General features: G+C 45.6%; 17 protein-coding genes. 9 read left to right on the top strand and 8 right to left on the bottom strand.

Features of this window, described 5'->3' with window-relative positions; all coding sequences use genetic code 11:
• Window positions 1-114 precede the first annotated feature (114 nt).
• Together tusB and AC3A8L_RS09425 are read left to right on the top strand one after the other, a co-directional pair.
• Window positions 115-390 carry a sulfurtransferase complex subunit TusB gene (gene tusB / locus AC3A8L_RS09420; protein ID WP_487961994.1) on the top strand — a complete coding sequence of 92 codons (276 nt, stop codon included), beginning with the start codon at window positions 115-117 and terminating at the stop codon, window positions 388-390.
• Window positions 391-393: 3 nt separating this feature from the next.
• Window positions 394-717: a TusE/DsrC/DsvC family sulfur relay protein gene (locus AC3A8L_RS09425; RefSeq protein WP_487961995.1), complete on the top strand. Its 324-nt coding sequence runs from the start codon at window positions 394-396 to the stop codon at window positions 715-717.
• A gap of 9 nt (window positions 718-726) precedes the next feature.
• Here AC3A8L_RS09425 and AC3A8L_RS09430 read toward each other — a convergent pair whose 3' ends face one another.
• The 3 genes from AC3A8L_RS09430 to AC3A8L_RS09440 form a co-directional block, all read right to left on the bottom strand.
• On the bottom strand, window positions 727-1,146 hold the full coding sequence (locus AC3A8L_RS09430; RefSeq protein WP_487961996.1) for a secondary thiamine-phosphate synthase enzyme YjbQ: 420 nt from the start codon (window positions 1,144-1,146) through the stop codon (window positions 727-729).
• 20 nt (window positions 1,147-1,166) lie between these two features.
• Entirely contained in the window at window positions 1,167-1,736 is a 570-nt protein-coding gene (locus AC3A8L_RS09435) for a PhnA domain-containing protein (protein ID WP_487961997.1), read from the bottom strand.
• A gap of 246 nt (window positions 1,737-1,982) precedes the next feature.
• A complete protein-coding gene (locus AC3A8L_RS09440) occupies window positions 1,983-4,205 on the bottom strand; it encodes an NADP-dependent isocitrate dehydrogenase (RefSeq protein ID WP_487961998.1) in 2,223 nt (740 codons plus the stop codon).
• A gap of 276 nt (window positions 4,206-4,481) precedes the next feature.
• On the opposite strand from AC3A8L_RS09440, the gene pxpA reads away from it, so the two are divergent.
• Window positions 4,482-5,201 carry a 5-oxoprolinase subunit PxpA gene (gene pxpA / locus AC3A8L_RS09445; RefSeq protein ID WP_487961999.1) on the top strand — a complete coding sequence of 240 codons (720 nt, stop codon included), beginning with the start codon at window positions 4,482-4,484 and terminating at the stop codon, window positions 5,199-5,201.
• Here the strand turns inward: pxpA and AC3A8L_RS09450 are convergent.
• Entirely contained in the window at window positions 5,198-6,823 is a 1,626-nt protein-coding gene (locus tag AC3A8L_RS09450) for an NAD+ synthase (protein ID WP_487962000.1), read from the bottom strand. The two genes, pxpA and AC3A8L_RS09450, sit on opposite strands and share 4 nt — an antisense overlap.
• Window positions 6,824-7,099: 276 nt before the next feature.
• On the opposite strand from AC3A8L_RS09450, the gene AC3A8L_RS09455 reads away from it, so the two are divergent.
• Together AC3A8L_RS09455 and AC3A8L_RS09460 are read left to right on the top strand one after the other, a co-directional pair.
• Window positions 7,100-8,692, top strand: coding sequence for a sensor histidine kinase (locus AC3A8L_RS09455; protein ID WP_487962001.1), 1,593 nt, complete (start codon window positions 7,100-7,102; stop codon window positions 8,690-8,692).
• Between the two features lie 22 nt (window positions 8,693-8,714).
• Window positions 8,715-10,091 carry a sigma-54-dependent transcriptional regulator gene (locus tag AC3A8L_RS09460; RefSeq protein WP_487962002.1) on the top strand — a complete coding sequence of 459 codons (1,377 nt, stop codon included), beginning with the start codon at window positions 8,715-8,717 and terminating at the stop codon, window positions 10,089-10,091.
• 361 nt (window positions 10,092-10,452) lie between these two features.
• Here AC3A8L_RS09460 and AC3A8L_RS09465 read toward each other — a convergent pair whose 3' ends face one another.
• A complete protein-coding gene (locus tag AC3A8L_RS09465; RefSeq protein WP_487962003.1) occupies window positions 10,453-15,156 on the bottom strand; it encodes an Ig-like domain-containing protein in 4,704 nt (1,567 codons plus the stop codon).
• Window positions 15,157-15,873: 717 nt separating this feature from the next.
• Here AC3A8L_RS09465 and AC3A8L_RS09470 point away from each other — a divergent pair.
• The 4 genes from AC3A8L_RS09470 to AC3A8L_RS09485 all read left to right on the top strand — a co-directional run bounded on the left by AC3A8L_RS09470 (window position 15,874) and on the right by AC3A8L_RS09485 (window position 19,741).
• Window positions 15,874-16,737: a CvfB family protein gene (locus AC3A8L_RS09470; RefSeq protein ID WP_487962004.1), complete on the top strand. Its 864-nt coding sequence runs from the start codon at window positions 15,874-15,876 to the stop codon at window positions 16,735-16,737.
• A gap of 609 nt (window positions 16,738-17,346) precedes the next feature.
• Window positions 17,347-17,964 (top strand): hypothetical protein, encoded by a 618-nt coding sequence (locus AC3A8L_RS09475; protein WP_487962005.1) that lies wholly within the window; start codon window positions 17,347-17,349, stop codon window positions 17,962-17,964.
• Entirely contained in the window at window positions 17,964-19,376 is a 1,413-nt protein-coding gene (locus tag AC3A8L_RS09480) for a diguanylate cyclase (RefSeq protein WP_487962006.1), read from the top strand. The genes AC3A8L_RS09475 and AC3A8L_RS09480 overlap by 1 nt, the downstream gene beginning before the upstream one ends.
• A gap of 2 nt (window positions 19,377-19,378) precedes the next feature.
• Entirely contained in the window at window positions 19,379-19,741 is a 363-nt protein-coding gene (locus AC3A8L_RS09485; protein WP_487962007.1) for a response regulator, read from the top strand.
• A gap of 49 nt (window positions 19,742-19,790) precedes the next feature.
• On the opposite strand, the gene AC3A8L_RS09490 is transcribed toward AC3A8L_RS09485, so the two are convergent.
• The 3 genes from AC3A8L_RS09490 to AC3A8L_RS09500 are packed head-to-tail and all read right to left on the bottom strand — an operon-like array spanning window position 19,791 to window position 21,240.
• Window positions 19,791-20,285 (bottom strand): P-loop nucleotide/nucleoside kinase family protein, encoded by a 495-nt coding sequence (locus tag AC3A8L_RS09490; protein WP_487962008.1) that lies wholly within the window; start codon window positions 20,283-20,285, stop codon window positions 19,791-19,793.
• A 48-nt stretch (window positions 20,286-20,333) separates the two neighbouring features.
• Window positions 20,334-20,849, bottom strand: coding sequence for a GrpB family protein (locus tag AC3A8L_RS09495; protein ID WP_487962009.1), 516 nt, complete (start codon window positions 20,847-20,849; stop codon window positions 20,334-20,336).
• Window positions 20,850-20,907: 58 nt separating this feature from the next.
• Window positions 20,908-21,240, bottom strand: a complete 333-nt coding sequence (locus AC3A8L_RS09500; RefSeq protein ID WP_487962010.1) for a heavy metal-binding domain-containing protein — start codon at window positions 21,238-21,240, stop codon at window positions 20,908-20,910.
• Window positions 21,241-21,496: the final 256 nt, after the last annotated feature.

Here is a 21,496-nt window from a genome sequence, read left to right on the forward strand (position 1 = left end):
CTCAAAGAAAGAGGACTTACACAAGAAGCCGCAACCTTAGAAACACAACAACTATCCAACGATCAAGTAAGCGCTCTGATCAATAACGCCAAAACAGTACTGAGCTTTTAACTAATGACTCTACACATATTAAGCCAGCCACCCTCGCACAGCGCCCACAAAAGCTGCCTTGAGCACCTCACAGCAGAAGACACTCTAATATTAATCAATGACGGTGTTTACGCCCTTCAAACACCGCTTTTCAGCTCGGCCTGTAAAAGCCAGCACGTCTTTGCCCTAGAAGCCGATACGCTCGCGCGCGGCATTAAAACAAACACAGAACAACTCATAAACTACGATACATTTGTCGAGCTAAGCTGCCAGCACAATCCAATACAAAGCTGGTATTAAGCAATGGATCACGAACAACTACCGGCTTTAGATAAAGAAGGTTTTTTAGTCAACCTTGCCGATTGGAATGAATCGATTGCCAACACCCTAGCCGAAAATGAAGGGGTTCAGCTGACCGATGCTCACTGGGAGGTTATTTATTGCCTTCAAGAATTTTTCCGAGCGTTCGAACTAGCCCCAGCTATGAGGCCACTCATAAAATATATTGGCAGTCAGTTAGGCAAAGACAAAGCTAGCAGCCTTTACCTTCTAAAACTATTCCCCGGCAGCCCAGCCAAAATTGCCGCTAAAATTGCCGGCCTACCCAAGCCAGAAAACTGCTTATAGCGCGCCAACCTACTCACCATTCAGCGTTAAAACCAAACGCCTAGCGCCGCCATAATTCCTGTGTTCACACAGATAAATACCCTGCCATGTACCCACATTCAAACGACCATTTTTGATTGGCAGCGAAACACTCGCCCCCAAGATACTAGCCTTTAAATGCGCAGGCATATCATCACTACCTTCATCATCATGGAGGTAATAAGGCTCGTTTTCCGGCACTGCACGATTAAAAAAGCTTTCAAAATCCTGCCTAACCGTAGGGTCCGCATTCTCATTAACCGTTAAAGAAGCAGACGTATGCTGAATATGGACATGCAATAAACCCACACTTAAACCAGCTAGCTCAGGAATAGCCTCAAGCACCTCACGGGTTACCAAATGAAACCCCCGCTCACGCGCACGAAGCTGAATATCTCTTTGCAACCACATAAACTCCCCCTACAACTAAACTAAGATTTTTTCACATAACAACTCAAAATAACAATCCGCTGCCCTTCAACACGCCCCTCAATATGCTCGGGATTACTCGTCAATGATATTCCCCGCACAGCCGTACCACGCTTTGCAACCAAACTAGAACCTTTAACCGGCAAGTCTTTGATAATGACGATATTGTCACCCGCCGATAAACGAACACCATTACTATCGCGACAATCAACGGCATCTTCATCCACAGCCACAATGCCCGCCTCAGCCCACGCTTTAAGATCGTCATCCAAATACAACATATCCACTAAATCGTGCGCCCAGCTCTCGCCTTCTAAGCGCCCCAATAGTCGCCAAGCCATCACCTGCACCGCCGGCGTCGGACTCCACATGGTATCGCTCAAGCAGCGCCAATGATTAGGCGTCAACACATTACCCTCGGGCAATTGCTCTCGGCATTTTTCACAGGCCAAAATAGCGCTATCACTCCGCCCCTCAGAATGAGGAAGCTCATAAGCCTGAAAATTATCAGTGCTGCCACACAATTCACATTTATGATCAGCACGGGCTAGTAAATTACTATCGACACTCATTATTTTTTACTCATTAATAACCATAAAAAATCCCCGCAGCAAAGGCGGGGATATTCATAAGGGACGAGGAAACAATATTTCACCCACTAATGCTTGATATCGACATCCTTACCTTCGTTGCTCAAAGCGTTACATGCCCCGGCATGCGCCCCTTTCAGCGCCTTGATAAGAATGCCGATCTCTTCGCCTAATTGGATAAACTATTATTGCCTCGCCCCTAAAAACTAAAACTAGCCGGTCAGAGAACTACAAGCTGGCGAGGGCTGCATTAAAAGTTGCACTTGGGCGCATAGCCTTATCCACCGCAACGGCATCAGGGCGATAATAGCCACCCAAGTTTTGCTCGCTACCTTGGGCCGCAACTAATTCCGCAACAATGTCACTCTCCTTGGAAAGTAGCAATTTCGCCAGCGGCTCAAATTTAGCCTTTAACGCAGCATCATCAGTCTGTGCCGCCAGGGCCTCAGCCCAATACATCGCCAGATAAAAATGACTGCCGCGATTATCAATAGACCCCAGCTTACGCGCAGGTGATTTGTTGTTATCGAGGAATTTGGCCGTTGCCACATCCAACGCTTGCGCAATAATTTTTGCCTGTACATTACCGGTAGTTTGGCTAAAGTGCTCCAACGAAGGTGATAAGGCTAAAAATTCACCAAGTGAATCCCAACGAAGATAACCTTCCTTTTCAAATTGCTGTACATGCTTGGGGGCCGAGCCGCCAGCACCAGTTTCAAATAGACCGCCGCCATTCATCAAAGGAACAATCGAAAGCATTTTTGCAGAAGTACCCAGCTCCAGAATTGGAAATAAGTCAGTCAAGTAATCACGTAAAACATTACCTGTCACCGAAATTGTTTCCAAGCCCTGCTTCACGCGAGCCAAGCTATAAAGCGTTGCCTCGACAGGCTCAAGGGTCAACATCTCTAAACCGCTGGTATCGTGCTCAGGTAAATAAGCCTGAATCTTTTTGATTAATTGCGCATCGTGGGAACGATTTTTATCCAGCCAAAAAACCGCAGGTGAACCCGTTGCACGGGCGCGATTAACGGCCAGTTTAACCCAATCTTTAATGGGGGCATCTTTGGTTTGGCACATACGGAAGATATCACCCGCCTCTACCGATTGCTCCAGCAAAACTTCGCCGCTTTCATTAACAGCCCGAATAGCTCCTACACCAGGCGCTTCAAACGTTTTATCGTGCGACCCGTACTCTTCAGCTTTTTGGGCCATCAAACCCACATTGGGTACAGTACCCATTGTTGTTGGATCAAAAGCGCCGTGCTCTTTACAGAAATCAAATACAGCTTGATAAACACCGGCATAGCAACGATCTGGAATTACGCATTTTGTATCTTTCTGCTGACCATCTGCGCCCCACATCTGACCAGACGAACGCAACATTGCCGGCATAGAAGCATCAATAATGACGTCGCTTGGTATGTGCAAGTTGGTAATACCCTTGTCGGAATCAACCATCGCCTGCTCTGGCTGAACAGCATATACAGCCGTAATGTCCGCTTCAATTTCAGCGCGCTGCGCCTCAGGTAAACTTTGAATTTTGGCATAAACGTCGCCAATACCATTATTTAGCGAGACACCAAGATCAGCCAATGTTTGACCATGCTTTTCAAAAACTGACTTGTAGTAAACCGCAACAGCGTGACCAAAAATAATGGGGTCCGAAACTTTCATCATCGTCGCTTTAAGGTGTAACGAAAAAAGTACGCCCTCAGCTTTAGCCGCAACAACTTGCTCTTCTAAAAAAGCCACCAGCGCTTTTTTACTCATTACGCTAGCGTCCAGCACTTCCCCCGCAAGCAAAGGCGCGAAACCTCTTAACTCGGACACAGCACCATCAGCAGTCACAAATTCAATTTTGAATTTAGATGCATCCTCTAACGTAATTGACTTCTCACTTGCGTAAAAATCACCACCCGTCATAGACGACACATGAGATCGACATTTAGCATCCCACACACCCATTGAGTGCGGATTTTTACGCGCGTAGGCTTTAACCGGTACTGGCGCTCGACGATCGGAATTACCTTCACGCAAAACAGGGTTTACCGCGCTGCCTTTAATTTTATCATAACGCGATTGCACGGATTTATCTTCGTCCGACTTTAGCTCTTCCGGGTAATTCGGCAATGCGTAACCCTTGCCTTGCAACTCCTTAATCGCTGCCTTTAATTGCGGGACAGATGCTGACACATTGGGTAACTTAATAATATTCGCTTCAGGTGTTTTAGCGAGTTCGCCCAGCTCAGCTAAGGCGTCGGGCTGGCGCTGTTCCTCACTCAAGTACTCAGGGAATACTGCCAATATTCGACCAGCAAGGGAGATATCTTTTAACTCCACCTTCACTCCTGCCGCCCCCGTAAACGCCTTTACGATAGGTAAAAACGAATAGGTTGCGAGCGCTGGAGCTTCATCAGTTTCGGTATATATGATTTTGTAATCTGACATCGAGGTAACCTGCCTTGAGAAAAATGTCGTCGAAATAAAGGAGGATGTAAAGCGCTACAGCAGCACCAAGAACAACCCTCCCCTCGTAATAATCGGCGGCAATTATAGCAGCATGCCCTTGTCGATAACAGGTGATAGAATAAGAGCCATTCAAGAGCACTTTTTACCGATCTTACAAGACGTTGAGTACTTTTAGTGCACTTTAGACTCTCCAGCATTGTGTAATCATCGGTGAATATACCCAGAAGAACATGCACCCCTCGCGGCGAGAAAAGTATGCAACACCCTCAGCTCACCCTAAATTGTGATCTCGGCGAAGGCCTAGACGCCATTGATGCCAAAATAATGCCCCACATTGACTTCGCCAATATTGCCTGCGGTGGACATGCTGGTGACATCACATCAATGACACAGGCACTCTTACTGGCCAATCACCACGACGTAAAAGTAGGCGCGCACCCCTCATACCCAGACCGCGAAAACTTTGGTCGAAAACGACTCAGCTTATCTAGCGATGCCCTCCGCAACAGCCTGCAAGAGCAAATAACACATTTATCCAGCATCGCCGCTCGGTTCAACATCCCACTGCATTACATCAAGCCACACGGCGCGCTCTATAACGACTGCATAAAGCCCGACATTTTAGAAACACTCATATCACTCAGCCTGAAAACTCAGCTTCCACTGATGCTATTAGCAGGGAATACGCTGATAAGTGATGCCTGTAAACAAGCGGGGGTTACTTTTATAAGAGAAGCTTTTGCCGATAGGCAATACAGCGATGAAGGCTTGCTGGTCGCTCGCACGCAACCCAACGCACTCTTATCAAGCGGCGATAGTTTGAGACAAGTACAGCAATTGAAATTCGGGAAGGTAACAACAAGTGGCGGACTCACCCGCCCTCTTGAATGCGACTCTCTGTGTATTCACAGTGATACCGCCGGAGCCGTAGAGACAGCCAAACAGATTAGATTGGCACTACGAAACGGTGCCTAATCACCAAGCTGCCACCCGTTAGTAACCGGGTAACGCCGATCGCGACCAAAACCACGCTGACTAATACGCGGGCCTATCGCCGCTTGGCGGCGTTTATATTCATTAACATCCACCAAACGAACCACTCGCTTAACATCCGCCTCAGAAAAACCCTCAGCAATAATAGCTTCTGCGCTTTGATCATGCTCAACATACAAACGCAGTATTTCATCAAGAATATCGTAAGCAGGCAAGGAATCTGAATCGATTTGATCGGGCGCCAATTCAGCCGAAGGTGGGCGCGTAATGACGCGCTCTGGAATAACCGGCGCAATAGTGTTGCGATAACAGGACAACGCAAAAACTAATGTTTTAGGGACATCCTTTAAAACATCAAAGCCCCCTGCCATATCACCGTACAAGGTGGCATAGCCCACGGCCATTTCACTTTTATTACCCGTCGTTAGAACCAGTGCGCCTTTTTTATTCGAGATAGCCATCAACAAAACCCCACGACTTCGGGCCTGTAAGTTTTCTTCCGTTGTATCCGCCGCCAGCCCCTCAAACTCGCCCGCTAAAGCGGCATTAAAGGCATTGAATATTGCCTCAATCCCGATCGAGCGATAAGTCACTCCCATTCTTTGCGCCTGCTCAGCCGCATCGTTTTGGCTCATTTCGGAGGTGTACTTGAACGGCATCATCACCGCCTCCACTCGGTCGGCCCCTAACGCATCAACAGCTATAGCTAAGGTTAATGCAGAATCAATGCCACCAGAAAGCCCGAGCACCACCCCCTTAAATCCATTTTTATTCACGTAATCACGCACTCCCGTCACCAGTGCTTGATAAACACTCGGCAAGTGGCTCGGATTATCGGCAAGCTCAGCTTTTTCAAAAATTAACGGCCTGCCCGCTTCAGTAACCACTGCCGTGAGCGACTCTTTAAACAACGGAGCACGGAGAACCAATTCACCATCAGCATTAACCACCATCGAACCGCCATCAAACACCAATTCATCCTGCCCGCCGACTTGGTTCACATACACAATTGGCATTCCAGCTTCCTGCGCACGCAGTTTGAGCACCGCTTCACGCTCGCTTTGCTTATTGGTATGAAACGGCGACGCATTTAAACTGATCAATAAATCTGCACCAGCCGCTTTAGCCTGCGCAGCTGGCTCGGCATGCCAAACATCTTCACAGATAGAGAGCGCCACACGCACGCCATTGATATCCGCACACACCATTTTGTCACCTTCAACAAAATAACGCTTTTCATCAAACACTTGGTAATTCGGCAAATGCTGTTTGGCATACTCAGCAATAATTTCACCCTGAAAGATTACACCGGCCATATTAACCAAGCCTTGCGCGGTATGCTTTGGATAACCTACGATCAAAGCAATCTCGTGACTATTTTCACAAAGAACCTCCAAGGCTCGCTCAATACGCAACGTTAAGCTTGGGCGCATGAGTAGGTCTTCCGGTGGATACCCCGTTAAAGATAGCTCAGGAAACACTATGATATTGGCACTTAAGTCTATCCTCGCTCGTTCAGCAACCTGCAATATCAAACGCGTATTGCCGGGAATATCACCGACTAAGGGGTTTATCTGCGCTAAAGCGGTAACAAGCGTTGACATCTATACTTAAACCTCGAGTATGTTCTGGGCTTTTGCCCTATAACTATTAAATGTTAATCTCCAGATTTTGCTGGCGCAGTCAGAGGCGGGCAAAACGAGATCCATAATCAGAATCGGCGCTATTTTGGTTGAATTACTCATACAACGCAAAGTGAAATAGGATGCGAACTTACACCCACACTTTTAGCATATCAACAATTGCCGAAGGCTTAACGATTAAAGGCCTGCCACAAGGCACCAGTAGCCACCCTAATTAGCGAACAATAAGGACATACCGTGCTCGAAACTCAGCATCCCCCTCACAACACTCGCCTTTTGGGAGCCTACCAAGTCATCAGGGTTCTCATCGGTCTGTTGCTGCTCGCACTTCAAATCACCAGCGATACCCACTCTGTACTGGGATCACAAGAGCAAGACACCTACATTTGGGCGAGCGCGCTCTATATCGGCGTTTGCGTTCTCACCCTGGTTGTTTGGCCGCCAACCCGTCTCCGCTACTCCCACCATCGCCTTGTCGGCTCTCTTTTATTCGACATCTCAATCATGTTGATATTACTGCACGCCAGCGGTGGTGTATCCAGCGGGCTGGGCTACCTTATTATCGTTTATGTTGCCATTGCAGCCATTTTTATTCGAGGTCGCCTCGCCATTGCTTTTGCTGCGCTCGCAAGTGTTGTCATTATTGGCGATGCCATTTTTTCCATGTTGTCAGGCGGCCAAAAAGAAAAAGAACTATTTGCTTCTGGCGTGCTCGGCGCCGTTCTATTCTTAACCGCCATCAGCTTTCAATTACTGACAGAAAAAATACGCACCAGTGATTTAGCCGCAGCCACCCACAGCGCCTATGCCGAACACTTACAAAAGCTCGCGCAGGCCATTATCACCCGTATGCGCACTGGTATTATCGTGGTCGATGACAACGGTAAAATTGAACTCATCAATGACTCGGCCTTACAGTTAATGGATTTACCGCAATCGCGAAGTTACCGCCAGAGTCAGCTTGAAGAGATTTCCTCACTAAAAGGCATTGTTGATGATTGGCGAGCCAACCCCATTAGCCAACCCGCAAAAATTCACACATTATCGAGCGGCAATGAAGTGCGCATCAGCCCCGCCCTTTTAACACTCGGCCGCAATCAACGCACCGTACTTTACATCGAAGACAATCGCGCTCTCGCACAACAGGCACAACACCTTAAGCTCGCATCACTTGGCCGCCTTACCGCGAGTATTGCTCACGAAATCAGGAATCCACTGGGCGCGATCAGTCACGCTTCGCAGCTGCTACAAGAATCTGAACAAGTCACCAACGATGACAAGCGCCTGGTCGCGATAATTCTTCAACACTGCTCTCGCGTAAATCAAATTATTGAAAATACGCTATCAATTTCACGCCGCCAAGAAGTACAAACAACCATCGTCGACCTAACCCAATGGCTACCCACATTCGTCGAAACCTATCAGCAAGGAAATAGCGCACGCATTAAGCTTTCTGTGGCGCAGGATACATTACTGGTTCGCGTCGATGCATCTCATCTCTCGCAGGTACTCACAAACCTATGCGACAATGGCGCGCGATATAACGCCAAGATCAGCGGCGAGCAAGAAGTCGAACTTCACGCCGCACGCAACGATAATAGTGACACGTCATTTATTGAAGTTATTGATCACGGCCCCGGGGTCGCACAAAGTGACTTAGAAAACATTTTCGACCCCTTTTACACTACCGATACAGAAGGTACGGGGCTTGGCCTCTATATCTGTAAAGAGCTGTGCCAAATCAATCAGGCCAACCTCTTTCTCAAAGCCTCCGACAGCGGCAGTACTTGTTTTCGTATTGATTTTTCACATCATCAACGTATGAATTAACCTGAGTCATTGAATACCCATCATGAGCAAACTCTACACAGCATTAATTATTGACGACGAACCCGACATCTGTGAACTGCTCGATATGACACTGACCCGCATGGGTATTCAGTGCACGACAGCCAATACCGTGCTCAACGCCAAAACATTGCTAGAGCGAAAAGCCTTTAATATCTGCCTGACCGATATGCGTCTACCGGATGGCAACGGCATTGATATTGTCCGCTTTATTCAAACACACACGCCCCAGCTACCCGTGGCCGTTATTACCGCACACGGGAACATGGATACTGCTGTTGAATCACTAAAAGCCGGCGCCTTTGATTTTTTATCGAAACCCATTGACTTATCCAATCTACGCACACTCGTGCAGAATGCTTTAGCATCTAACCAATTACCCGATGTGACCCCAAGAGCCCAATCACGGCTACTCGGAGAATCTCCAGCGATAAAAATTCTTGAACGCAGTATTGTGAAATTGGCTCGCTCGCAGGCACCCGTGTACATAACGGGCGAATCTGGCAGCGGTAAAGAGTTAGTTGCCCGCTCCATGCACGAGCGCGGCCCAAGAGCCAACAATCCTTTTCTCGCCGTAAACTGCGGCGCAATTCCGCGCGAACTGATGGAAAGTGAATTCTTCGGGCACAAAAAAGGCTCCTTTACTGGCGCTCACCAAGATAAAGAAGGACTGTTTCGCGCCGCCGAAGGCGGAACCTTGTTTTTAGATGAAGTCGCCGACCTCCCTCTGGACATGCAAGTTAAATTACTGCGCGCTATCCAAGAAAAAGCTGTACGCGCAATAGGTGGCTCGGCGGAAGAGCCCTTTAATGTTCGAATACTGTCCGCCACACACCGCAACTTAGAAGCCGAAGTAGCCGAGGGCAATTTCCGACAAGATCTATTTTATCGTCTCAATGTCATTCAACTTAGCGTGCCGCCACTTCGCGACCGCAAAAACGATGTCGTGCTCCTCACCCACCACCTCCTTAAGAAATTGTCTGATGATATGCAATTGGCAACCCCTAAAATATCGCCAGCGGCACTTAACGAACTAGAGCGCTACAGTTTTCCTGGCAATGTGCGGGAGTTAGAAAATATTTTAGAGCGAGCTTTTACGCTCTGTGAAACCGACACAATAGAAAGCCATGACCTACAACTTAATCACAAAGCGATCCTAACCGAAAACCTACCGGCCTCAAACGCGTTGGTCGTCAGCCATTACGAGCGCGCATTAGAGTTCCCTAACATGGACGATTACCTTGCCGATATTGAAAAAGATATTATTCTCGGCTCATTAGAAAAAGTGCGCTGGAATAAAACAATGGCCGCAAAAGAACTTGGCGTAACCTTTAGATCATTGCGCTACAGAATGCAAAAATTAGGGTTAGAGGAAGATTAGGGCCGAGGAAAAAATACTTTACCCAATAAACTTGCCTACTGCTTCCTCAACTGCGTTGCCCAAAGCGTTACATGCCTCGGTAACTACTCCACGACATTATGCTCCTGCAATGTCTAATAAGGGGCTCCTGCCCCGATGCGTTACCCTAATGACCTATGTCCTATAGGCCCCGGCATGCGCTCCTTCGGGCGCCTTGTTGAGAAAACAGGCGCCCTAGTCTAATTGGACAAACTATTATTGCCCCGCGCATTAAACGACCCGCCAAGGCTACATCCAACATGTAGCCTTTCACAAAAAGGCAAGGTGTCGCTTGCCTACTAAAGCATGGAAAGCATCAACAAACTAAAGAAGCATGCCCACGCTAATTACAACCACTGCCGTTTTGCCAGTTTTGTACGGAAGTGAATCGAATAGTATTATTACCCCCATCGGCTGATTTTACATAAACGTAAGCGTAGCCAGCCGAATCACCTACCGGGAAATTGTTATGCTGCACATTATTTCCGCTTAATGATTTTTCTGTATTTTCACAACCTTCAACATTTTGATTATTACTCCCCATCCATCTCAGGATATTCGTACCCGCGCTTTTATTCGAAAAACTAACTAACGCACCGTATTTATAACCACTACTCACAATACGAAAACAAGCCTCCTCACTGGTAACGGTATAATCAGTATTCGTTGATATATCGATACAGCCAGTATCAGCAGGGGCACTCGAACTCGCCGAGCTTGATGGCGTTGTACTAGAACTACTCGATGATGCAACCACAATACAACTAGCTGTCGCACTGTTGTCGCTCGTGGCATTCAACCACTCAAAACGAGCAGCCGATGTGGTGTTACCACCCTTATCGCCTTGCACAACACTTGAACCACTAGTAGATAACTTCATATCCCAAGAGCGACTGTCCATATAAACACAACCATTACCCGCATTAGTATCGCTCCACTGAACCGCCCAACCTGTATTTGTAGACACATCAATAACAGCATTGTCTACATTACCAGCAGGCTTAAAATACTTCCCAGTTGCTTTATTTTCAATGTAATAAAAACCGCTATCAGTAGCCACTTTTCTCCACTGCACACTATCATCAGTTATTGAAAATTCGGCTTGCGCAATAACACTGCCATTCGCAGCCAACTTTTTCCCTGTTGCTAAGTTAGCAATAAAGAACCACTCACTTCCTGCAGCGGCACTACTCGTCGCACCAGAACCCGCAAGCGAAGTAACACGAACAGTAAGTTCCGGTGACAAGGTCGCAACGCGGCCAGCATTGTAAACAGCGCGAGCATAAACACGGTGCAAACCCAGGCTTGCGGGGGAATAAGTGGCTTGATAAGGAGCGCTATTCAGCGTTGCAATGACCATATCATTCACTACAAATTGAACCTCACTGATACCACTTAATGATGTAGTAATGCCCAACGAAATATCACCGTCTATACTCTGCCCATGGCTGACTGTATTAATATTGATTGGATTAGCCACCGCTGTCGCGGCTGGCTCCTCGCTATCGATTTGTTTTAGAAATTCTATCAGCGCAGCACGGTCGCTATCATTAAGTAAACCGGTATCCGTCGAACCCGCATTTAAGTGTTTTTCATTCATTAAAACATCAGACAATGAATTCGCTGAACCATCATGTAAGTAAGGCTCCGTGCTCCAAATACCGCGGAGCGTTGGAGTATCGATTCCATTGAGCATACCACCCAAACGCAAACCCGAGTTTTCACTGATGGTACCTACATCATGCCGATTACCTTGCGGACTATCGGTATAGGCATCACCGCCATGACATTTGGCACAACCTTTAGCTTCAAAAATAGCCTTGCCTGCTGGCCCTGCACCGCGTAGCGCACCATTCCACTTCCGGTGCGGACTAAAGGTAAATGTATTTAAAGAGGTTACGTATGCATTCAAATTATCCAAGTCATCAGACAGGCCGGCCTTAGGTTCACCTAAGGTCGTATCTGTTGCATTAAAATCAGCTTGCGCCATTAACCCGCCACCTAAAAAAGCAAACCGAATATCGTGTTCAAAATCTTGTATTTCATCGAAGTTAGCTGACCAATGTACGCGGCCATGCCCTATACCTGCACGCCCCTCCAAGGTTGTAGTATTGCGTAAGCCTTCACCTCGATCGGTAAAATCTCTTGTGCGCCCATCATGACCACCATCGTTATGACAAGCAGCACAACTTAAATAACCATCTAATGACAAACGAGGGTCCGCCGACGAATAGAATATTCGTTTGCCCTCTAAAACCTCACCATTTAAACGCTCATTAGAAACAACGGGAGTATTACTTAGCTCTGCCAACGCAGACACCGTACCCGCCGTACCTGTAAATAGATTAAGGCGACTAACCGTCCGCGACAAAAAGTTATGCGTAAATACCTGGCCACTACTCGCAACGGCAATACCTTTCGGCGCAGCGCCTATTTCAATTTGATCTAGCCCTTGCATATTACTCACATTATAAGCCGATAAGCGATTATTGCCTTGATGTGTAATGTAAACAATATCGCCGCCCTGACTAAAGGTAATAGCACTAGCGATTTCTGCATTATCTATATCAAATTTAGAATTAGGGACTTCGGCATTTGCAGAAATATCAACTTTAGCAATAATAGAGCGCACTGTATTTTGGAAGTTACCAAAATTACCATCCACGGCCAAACCGCGGAAAGTATTATCTTTCTTACCCACAACCCAGGCAACATCCGATCCAGGCATAATAGTAATGCCCATTAGGTAGTTCATTACTCCCCGTGAACTTGTATTGGTGTCTAACGATGTTGTATCGGCTGCAATTTTTATTTTCGACGAAGCCGTGAAATCATTTAAATTAACTTTATAAATATGCGCTTCATTCTTAGGAGAAATAAAGCGTGTTACTAATAGCGTTTCACCATCCCCCGTCATCGCCATAGCATGAGGGAATGGACCTACATACAATGTATTCAGTTTTTTACGTGTCGCACGATCAAATCGTACAATATTGCCCGCACCTTCATTGCTCACATAAACATATTTTTGATCGGGTGAGATTAAAATACCAAAGGGTTTTGCTCCAGGACTCATTCCGCCCAATGTCGCCATTAGATTCCCGTTAGTATTTAACACACTTAACGTGGCATCGTCGTAGTTGGTTACCCATATTTCACCATTCGCCGCAACCGCAATTCCGCGAGGATCTTTACCTACGGCGCGTTCGAATATCTTTGCACCAGAGCTAGCATCGACAGCCGTGATGGTATTGTTATCCGGATTTACATTTAACAGCCGATTTCTCGGTTCATCATAAACAATAGACGAGGAATTAAGGTGCTGCGCTAAGTTGTTTTCTTCAACAACAACTTGTATCACTTGCGTATCAGTATTGCCAAGGTTATCGCTTACCTCAACATTAACAAAATATAAACCGGCTTGTGTGTAAGTATGATTATAGGTAGACGCGTTGCCATTAATACCACCACCGTCGCCCCAATCAATATCGTAAGTTAAGCCATCACCCTGTGGGTCTGCAGCCGATACGTTAATACTCGTGGCCTGGCCAACATAAGCGACACTACTACTTAAAGTAATATCATTAATAACCGGGGATTGGTTCCCGCCCTCACCACCATCATCCGTCGAAAAAATAAACGCATAATTACTTTCAAGCCCATTACCAGCAACATCTTTCACACCATTAGCGCGCATAAAGAATTTGTAGGTTGTACCCGCATCTAACGGCGACTTAGGTGTTACGTTGATAGTGCCATTACTCCACCAGCTCACATGAACAGGAATAGGCGTACCGTCAGTTTTACGAATCTGAAAATTACTATCATTAATAGTATTAATATCTAAAGTTTCATGAATCAGTACGCCGATACGCGAGTTAACATGCAAACCGGTAGCACCCGGGCGCGGCCAAGTAAAACCCACTTCAGGGGCGCGTGTATCAGCCAAGCCTTCATTACAAAAAACTTTAGAAGTACCGGTGCGATACTGCCCCGAGCCAACCAAAAGATTACCCAAAGGCAATAGGAATTCACCATAAGCACTAGGGAATGAAGCGACCTCCTTAAAAGTACGCATGTCGACCTTAGCCTCACCCACGTACATATGATCATCCTTAAAATTGGGGTATCGCATGCTAGGGCCAGAATAATCTGACGATGAAACGTGTACGAGGTTTGTCGGGTCTGAATAATCGATAATATCAACTGAACGCTGAAATCCTGTATCACTATTCATGGCATTCACGATATAGTTTTCGAACATAGGCATAGTGTCGTAAGCACGCCCTAGCTCTAACTGCCCACCAAATGCCGTACTACGTTGCCGAATTTTATCGAGTAACCTCGGGTTTGCAGGGTCACTAATATCGTATACGCCTACGCCATACCCTGTTAAATTATCACCTCGAACAATCAACAGATTGCCCACCATATTAACGCGCCCCTGAAAACCCAGGTCGTCAATTACATTAATACTGCCGATTTCTGGATTACCCGGTTTACTCATATCATGAATCGTTAACACGGGCTTATTATCGAATTCATAAGCTGTGGGTACGTTACCAAAACCTATTGGGTAAAACGTGACAATCTCAGAGTGATGACCGTTAGATCCATCCCCCACCATAAAGGCATCACTGGTACCATCAACGATAGAAGCCGATGTGAAATTGGGAACATCGTCTAAGCGTGTTTGATTCAAGCCAGCCCAATTAAAGCCAATAATATTTCCCACGCCCATAAAATGGTGATGCCCTGCATTACCAATATTCTTATCGCCACCAACCTGCACTGGACTGTATGGATTCGTCATATCAAAGCTTCGCATAACACCGCTCGCATGATCATGGCTAATTAGGTAGCCGTTATGATACAGCTGCACCATTACGCGATTATTATTGTTTGGCAAAGTGCTGATCAAGTCTCCTTCGGTACATGAAAACGCACTGAAATCTAACTCTGCTTGCACAGCCACAGGGATAACACCCAAGACCAAAGCTAACTTAGAAATACAGCGTGTAAAACCGGATAGTCGCTTATTGATCACAAAAAAACCTCGCACAACGATTAGATAATATTTCCATTTTAAGTACACTTCAACACTTGAGATAAGTTATTAAAAATAACAGCACTGTAAAAAATGGAATTAGAAAAAATCAAGAATCGCAGAGTACAAAGTTGTGAAGACAAACGCAAAATAGTTAACAAGTAGGGGGTATAACTTAAACATATAGCCTGACAGAATTTTTAATATTTCAGGCATATACATTTATACTTCGATGCTTAAATTTTTAATACAATTAGAATCAAAACAACTAAAGCCAACTTAATAGGAATGAATAACGTTCCATTCATGCAATTAAGTAATGACTTATATTAAAACCCTTGGCACCCAAAGATTAATAGTTATTAAAGAGATATATCGACGCCAAGAAATTGGCTTTTTTAATAGCCGAGTAGAAGAATTTACGGACCAAAGCTACGCAAATAATCTAAAAATATTTTTTGGCAGCAGAGTCATCGCCCAAAAGAATTAACAGACGCCAAGCAAGCTGAGTATCACGATAAAAAAGAGCGCCGCCAAGCTCACATATACCCGCACAGGCATAAAGAGTATTAGACAAAAACCGTTGCATTCTCATAAAGAGAGGAATGACTGAACGCCAATCCGCAGGGGGAGTCAGCCAAGACCAAGCATAGCTTCATTCCCAGCCCAGCAGAGACCCATGCAATATCCCTATACCGCCACTCCAGCAGTGTATACTTGCCCATTTTCATTGATCAGGTAGTCAGCATGTTGGAATTGGGCCGCACACACACCCTTGAAGTGGTAAAACAAGTTGAGTTTGGCTTTTACTTAGACGCCAAGAATCTAGGCGAAGTACTCCTCCCCAATCGCGCAGCACCCAAAGACACCAAAGTCGGTCATAGCGTAGAAGCCTTCATTCACCTAGACTCAGACGACAGACCAATTGCCACCACGCGTAAACCGCACGCCCAAACCGGTGAATTCGCTTACTTACGCGTCGTCGACACCAGCCCTTTTGGCGCCTTCCTAGACTGGGGGCTCGACAAAGACCTACTCGCCCCCTTCGCCGAACAACACAAAAAAATGGAAGTTGGCCGCTCTTACCTAGTTCGGCTGTATATCGACCCACGGGATGAACGTATTGTCGCCTCATCAAAAATTGACCGCTTTGTCTGCGAAGATCAACCCCGAGATTTCAAATCAGGCCAAGCTGTCGACCTCATTATCGCCAACTCAACCGAACTCGGCTTTAAAGCCATCATTAACCATAGCCATTGGGGCGTACTGTATAAAGAAGACGTCTTTGAACGCCTCAGTTTCGGCCAGAGCGTAAAAGGCTTTATCCGGCAGATTCGAGAAGACGGGAAAATAGACCTTACCCTAAATGGCGGTAGTCGCTCACACGATAAAAACACCCAAACCATCATCCAGTACCTCAAGAAAAACAATGGCTACGCCCCGCTTCACGATAAAAGCGAACCCAGCATTATTTCCACCGAGCTCGGCATGAGTAAAGGTGCGTTCAAAAAAGCTATAGGTAACCTTTATAAGAAGAAGGAGCTATTGCTAGAAAGCGACGGCATAAGGCTTGCCGACTAAGGGGCGTGCACGAAATAAGTTACTGGAATTTGGGTTTGTGGGTGCTTGCTTGGCGAGGCGAGGCGAGGCGAGGCGAAAATATGACGTAATAGCCGGCAATTACGTCATATTTTTAACGAAGGCAAGCGTGCACCTACGAATTCAAGATCATAATGTCGAAGAGCAGCTACCTTAAAGCAGTACATGCAAGGGCGTGTACTGCTTAATATAACGAAAACGTTACTATTCAGGTGGGTTCGAAATCATGCCCACTCAAAAGGCGAACTGATTGTTTTCTGGGCATTCAAGCGTCAGGAACGCTTGCATAGCGGCCATGGATGGCTTGAGCGGCCCAGGAAATGATCAGTTTGCCGGCCTATTGGTGCACGGCTGAATAGTTACACGAAAACAAGCCGTCGACATATAGTCTGAGATACTGGCCCCTAAAAAAACGTAATGCACACCAGCAAAGCTCCTGTCACCGAAATCATCTATTTAAATACTAATTTATAACTACCCACCGACCATTAATACTCTCTCGCTATATCAACGATCAAAACCCAACTTCAGACTGGCGCAAACACCTTGCTGTGCAATACTCATAGAATATTCACCTAAAGGTATAATGCCGTGAGCGCCGACCTCAATAGCATTAACACAACAAACGAAGCGTACATCCTAAATGCTCAGCGACAAATGTCGCTGATATTAAGGACAACCGCTATCGAACAAGTTGAACAATTCGTGGGCGGCGCACACTCACAGGCCGTTAATATTGACCAATACACGCCGGGCCAAGTTCTCGCAAACGAACTCGTGCTATTAACCATCTCAGGGGCGGAACTCCAGCTACTCATTAAAATCCACTGTGGCTATCAGCAAGTGCGCTCGCGTTTTACCAGCAAAGACAATAACGGCTCAGCGCCATTAACGCTGCAAGATATCGACTTCATCAAAGAGCTAGGCAACCAGTACTGCGGTGCCATTTGCCGAAAGCTCGCAAGCCAAGATGTTATTGCAGGCTTAAGCATTCCCCTCAGCACCCGAGGCTATTACGAAATTTACGCTGACTACACGCCCAAAAACTCTCCTTTTATTAAATTTGGTGAAGGCTGGGTACTCGAGGGGGATTTTGGAAATCTCTTTTTCAGCTGTTATACCGAACTCAGTAATGCACAGGTCATCCCCAAAATACTGGCGATTAACCCAACAGAAGACTCCCCCGCTCAGGACATAGACTTTTTCTAATGATGACTAGTAGCAATGAACTTCTCGCCTCGCAAAAAATGCTTGCCCTATTAGAGCAAGCCAACAGTAACGTCGAAGAGATTCTAGACGGATTCCCTAGCGTATTCGGCATTATCAATGCGCAATATTTTATCATTCGAGCCAACGCGGCCTTTTGCGATTTATTGCAACTATCAATGGACGAAATATTACATCAAAGTTTTATCGAGATGTTTCAGGTTGAAAATCAAAAGATTGTGGAACATCACCTGGCCGAATTTTCTAAAACCCAGGAAAATGATACCAAAGAAGTACAGTTTCGTGCCGACATTACCCCACCACATAACCACGGAGCGCAACAGTTTTTATGGTCTATAGCACCATTAAAAACAAGCAGCCCTGCCGAAGGGCAACTGTATGCCGTAGTAGGGAAAGACTGCAGTAGTATTTATGCATCAGAAGCCAAGCTCAGCGGAATATTTGAAAGCCTTCCACTCGCCATACTCATGGTTGATGCCAACGGTTATATTGACGAAGTCTTATCACGGTACTCAGAGGTTTTACTCGAAAACAACGAGCTAATTGGAAAAAGGTTATACGAAGCTGTTGATTTAGCCAGTGATAAAGATGCAGAAGACCTCGCCATGACATTTAAGCGAATGACCGGCTGCGTGGGGAAATCCGTTAGCGACTTTTCAGCTCTAGATCCTTATTATTTAAAGTCTTTTGCGATAAAACGTCGAAATACTTTTAATCGAAAATGGATTAAGGCTTCATACCAAGCTATTCCAGCCAATAATGCCATCCAAAAATTTTTGGTCATTTTACAAGACGACACCAAATCGATAAAAATGGCTAACGAACGAAAGCGCATACACGATCTTGAGCGTCAAAGTCGGGAGCTATATGAATGCGCTGTGCGAGACCCCCTAACAGGCCTTTACACTCGCCTCTATATGAACGATGGATTTACCACCTTATTAAATGGTTTTAAATACGGTCACATTAGCGCAATAGAATTAATTATTTTCGATATCGATAATTTCAAAGGCGTTAACGATACCTATGGCCATGCCGCCGGTGACAAAGCTATTACAGCCGTAGGCCAAGAGATTTTAGAACACTGCAATACGGGTGCTGTAGCGGTACGCTATGGTGGCGATGAATTTCTTGTCATGCTACCAGAGGATCACGGTCAAAGCCGGCTCGGGTACAGTTTTGCCAATACGGTTAGAAAAAAAATAGAAGCCACCGGCGCCCAAACACCCTCAGGCGCGGCAATGCGAATCACACTGAGTGCGGGTGTTATCAGCTGCCGAAAAGATGAGACTATTGAAGCATTAATTGAGCGTGTCGACTCCTACCTCTATAAAGCAAAAAATGCGGGAAAAAATACCATTTTTTCAGAAACCCATGTGATCGAAGGTCAATAATCATGTATACGGTGCTAGTCGTAGACGACTCAGAAACTATTCGCACACAATTAAATACTGACTTAATAGAGGCGGGTTACAATACACTAGAAGCCAGCAATGGCGAAGAAGGGCTAGAAATTTTTTTAAACACCCCAGTCGACTTAATTATTACTGACTACAACATGCCGCAGATGGATGGTATTTCCATGTGCGAAATGATTAAGCAAAACAACAACAAAAAGATACCCATATTCATGCTAACAACCCAATCCCGACCAGACCTAAAAGCCCAAGCAAAAGAAGCCGGCGTAATGGCCTGGATATTAAAACCCTACGACAAGAAAAGTTTACTTCAAGTGGTAGGGAAAGTTGTTAAAAAATAGAATAATGATTGTATTGAGGTGCACAAAATAGTCACATTAGATGTAACCGTTACGCCTCAACTGTACACCCAAGCTTAAGCTCATTTTCACTTGGCACCTCAAACTTTGGCTCCATAAAATTAAACATCATATCTGTTACTTCAAATGCATAAACAGAGGGGTCTTTCTCCAAATTTCGCTTCTTAACCCGCTGTTTACGAATATCCTTGGGTGCATTCAAATAATGTATTTCCGCGTTGACATTTACCTCGCTCGCACGATGAGTAAAAACATCTCGCTGCGCTTTAGTCGTAAAACCAAGATCCAAGACCACACTGCCTTGGTTCGCTAGAATTTGCTGACTGACCTGCCATATTTGCTCATAACACCTATTTACTCGCTCGATCATCCATGAGTAATCCAGCGATTTCATATCTTTTGCGTAAAGCGTTTGCATCCATGAGTCAATAGAAAACCGAATCGCCTCTATATCTTTAGTCAACGACAATGAGTAAGTTGTTTTCCCCGCCCCTACAGGACCACAAACTAAAATCAACCTTGCCATACGATCACCCTCAAATTATGAATATCAGCGTAACGATTCAAGAGCCCTTTAGCCGTTATCGCATATAATAAAATCACCACGTTCTAACACCTCCCTTATAAAAGGCCACTTACTTTGAGTGTAAGCCTCTCGGTCATTTGCATGCACTACAGCCAGAGCTTGCTTTAACTCTCCGTACTGACGGGCTATATCTGGGTTGTTGCGAAGCTGATTTCTAAACTTCAAACGTTCCATCCACAAAGGGCTTTCATAGGGAATTAAGTGTAAGTGATGTGTGCGCACCGCTGGTGTTGGCTTACAAAACCAATGCATAGTTTCTATTTTATAGGGGTAATAACAGTATCCGTTATCAACCAATACTTCGATTGCCCCTTTGGATGCCTCCAATGATCTAACACCAAACATTATGTCGATAACTGGTTTTGCCAATAAGCGGGGAACCGATGTACTGCCAACATGCTCTACCGCGCCATAAAACCAACCACCTATCTTTTCAAGTAAAAACGCCTTTTCTTGCTCGAATAGAATAGGCCATTCATCTTGATACTCAGAGAGTTCTATCATTAAAATTCGGCTCTATGTATTTTTCACTACGGCAATAGTAATCATATTTAAATATACATTATTTCTGCTTAACGAGCATTTTGATTTTAACTGCGGTTCCAAAAACCATTATTTCAGAAGAACCATCCATAATAGCGCTAGTGGTAAAGCGAATACCCACCACAGCATCGGCACCCTTCTCTTGCGCACTTTTAACCATACGCTGAACAGCAACATCGCGCGCATCCGTTAGCATTTCTGTATATCCACGGATTTCACCGCCAAAGATACTTTTAAATCCAGCCATAATGTCTCGGCCAATATGCTTGGATTGAACTACGTTACCGGTCACAACGCCCAATATTGTTTCGATTTCTTGGCCAGGTATTGTCTCAGTGGTCGAATAAATCATATGAAACCCTCAAATAAATAGCACATTAAGATACAAAATCACTCCGTCTCATTTGGCGGAAGTATCACTTTAGAGTATAAAATATACTACCCCAAGAAACCCCAGCTCACCTAATCAGCATACGAAAAATACTTGTGGATTGTTAGCTTTAGGGTCGAGGCAATAATAGTTTGTCCAATTAGACGAAGTGGGCCTGCAGGGAAGCAGGTTATTAGAATAACGCATCGGGGCAGGAAGCCCCTTATTAGACATTGCA

The sequence above is a fragment of the Marinagarivorans sp. genome (assembly GCF_982758155.1).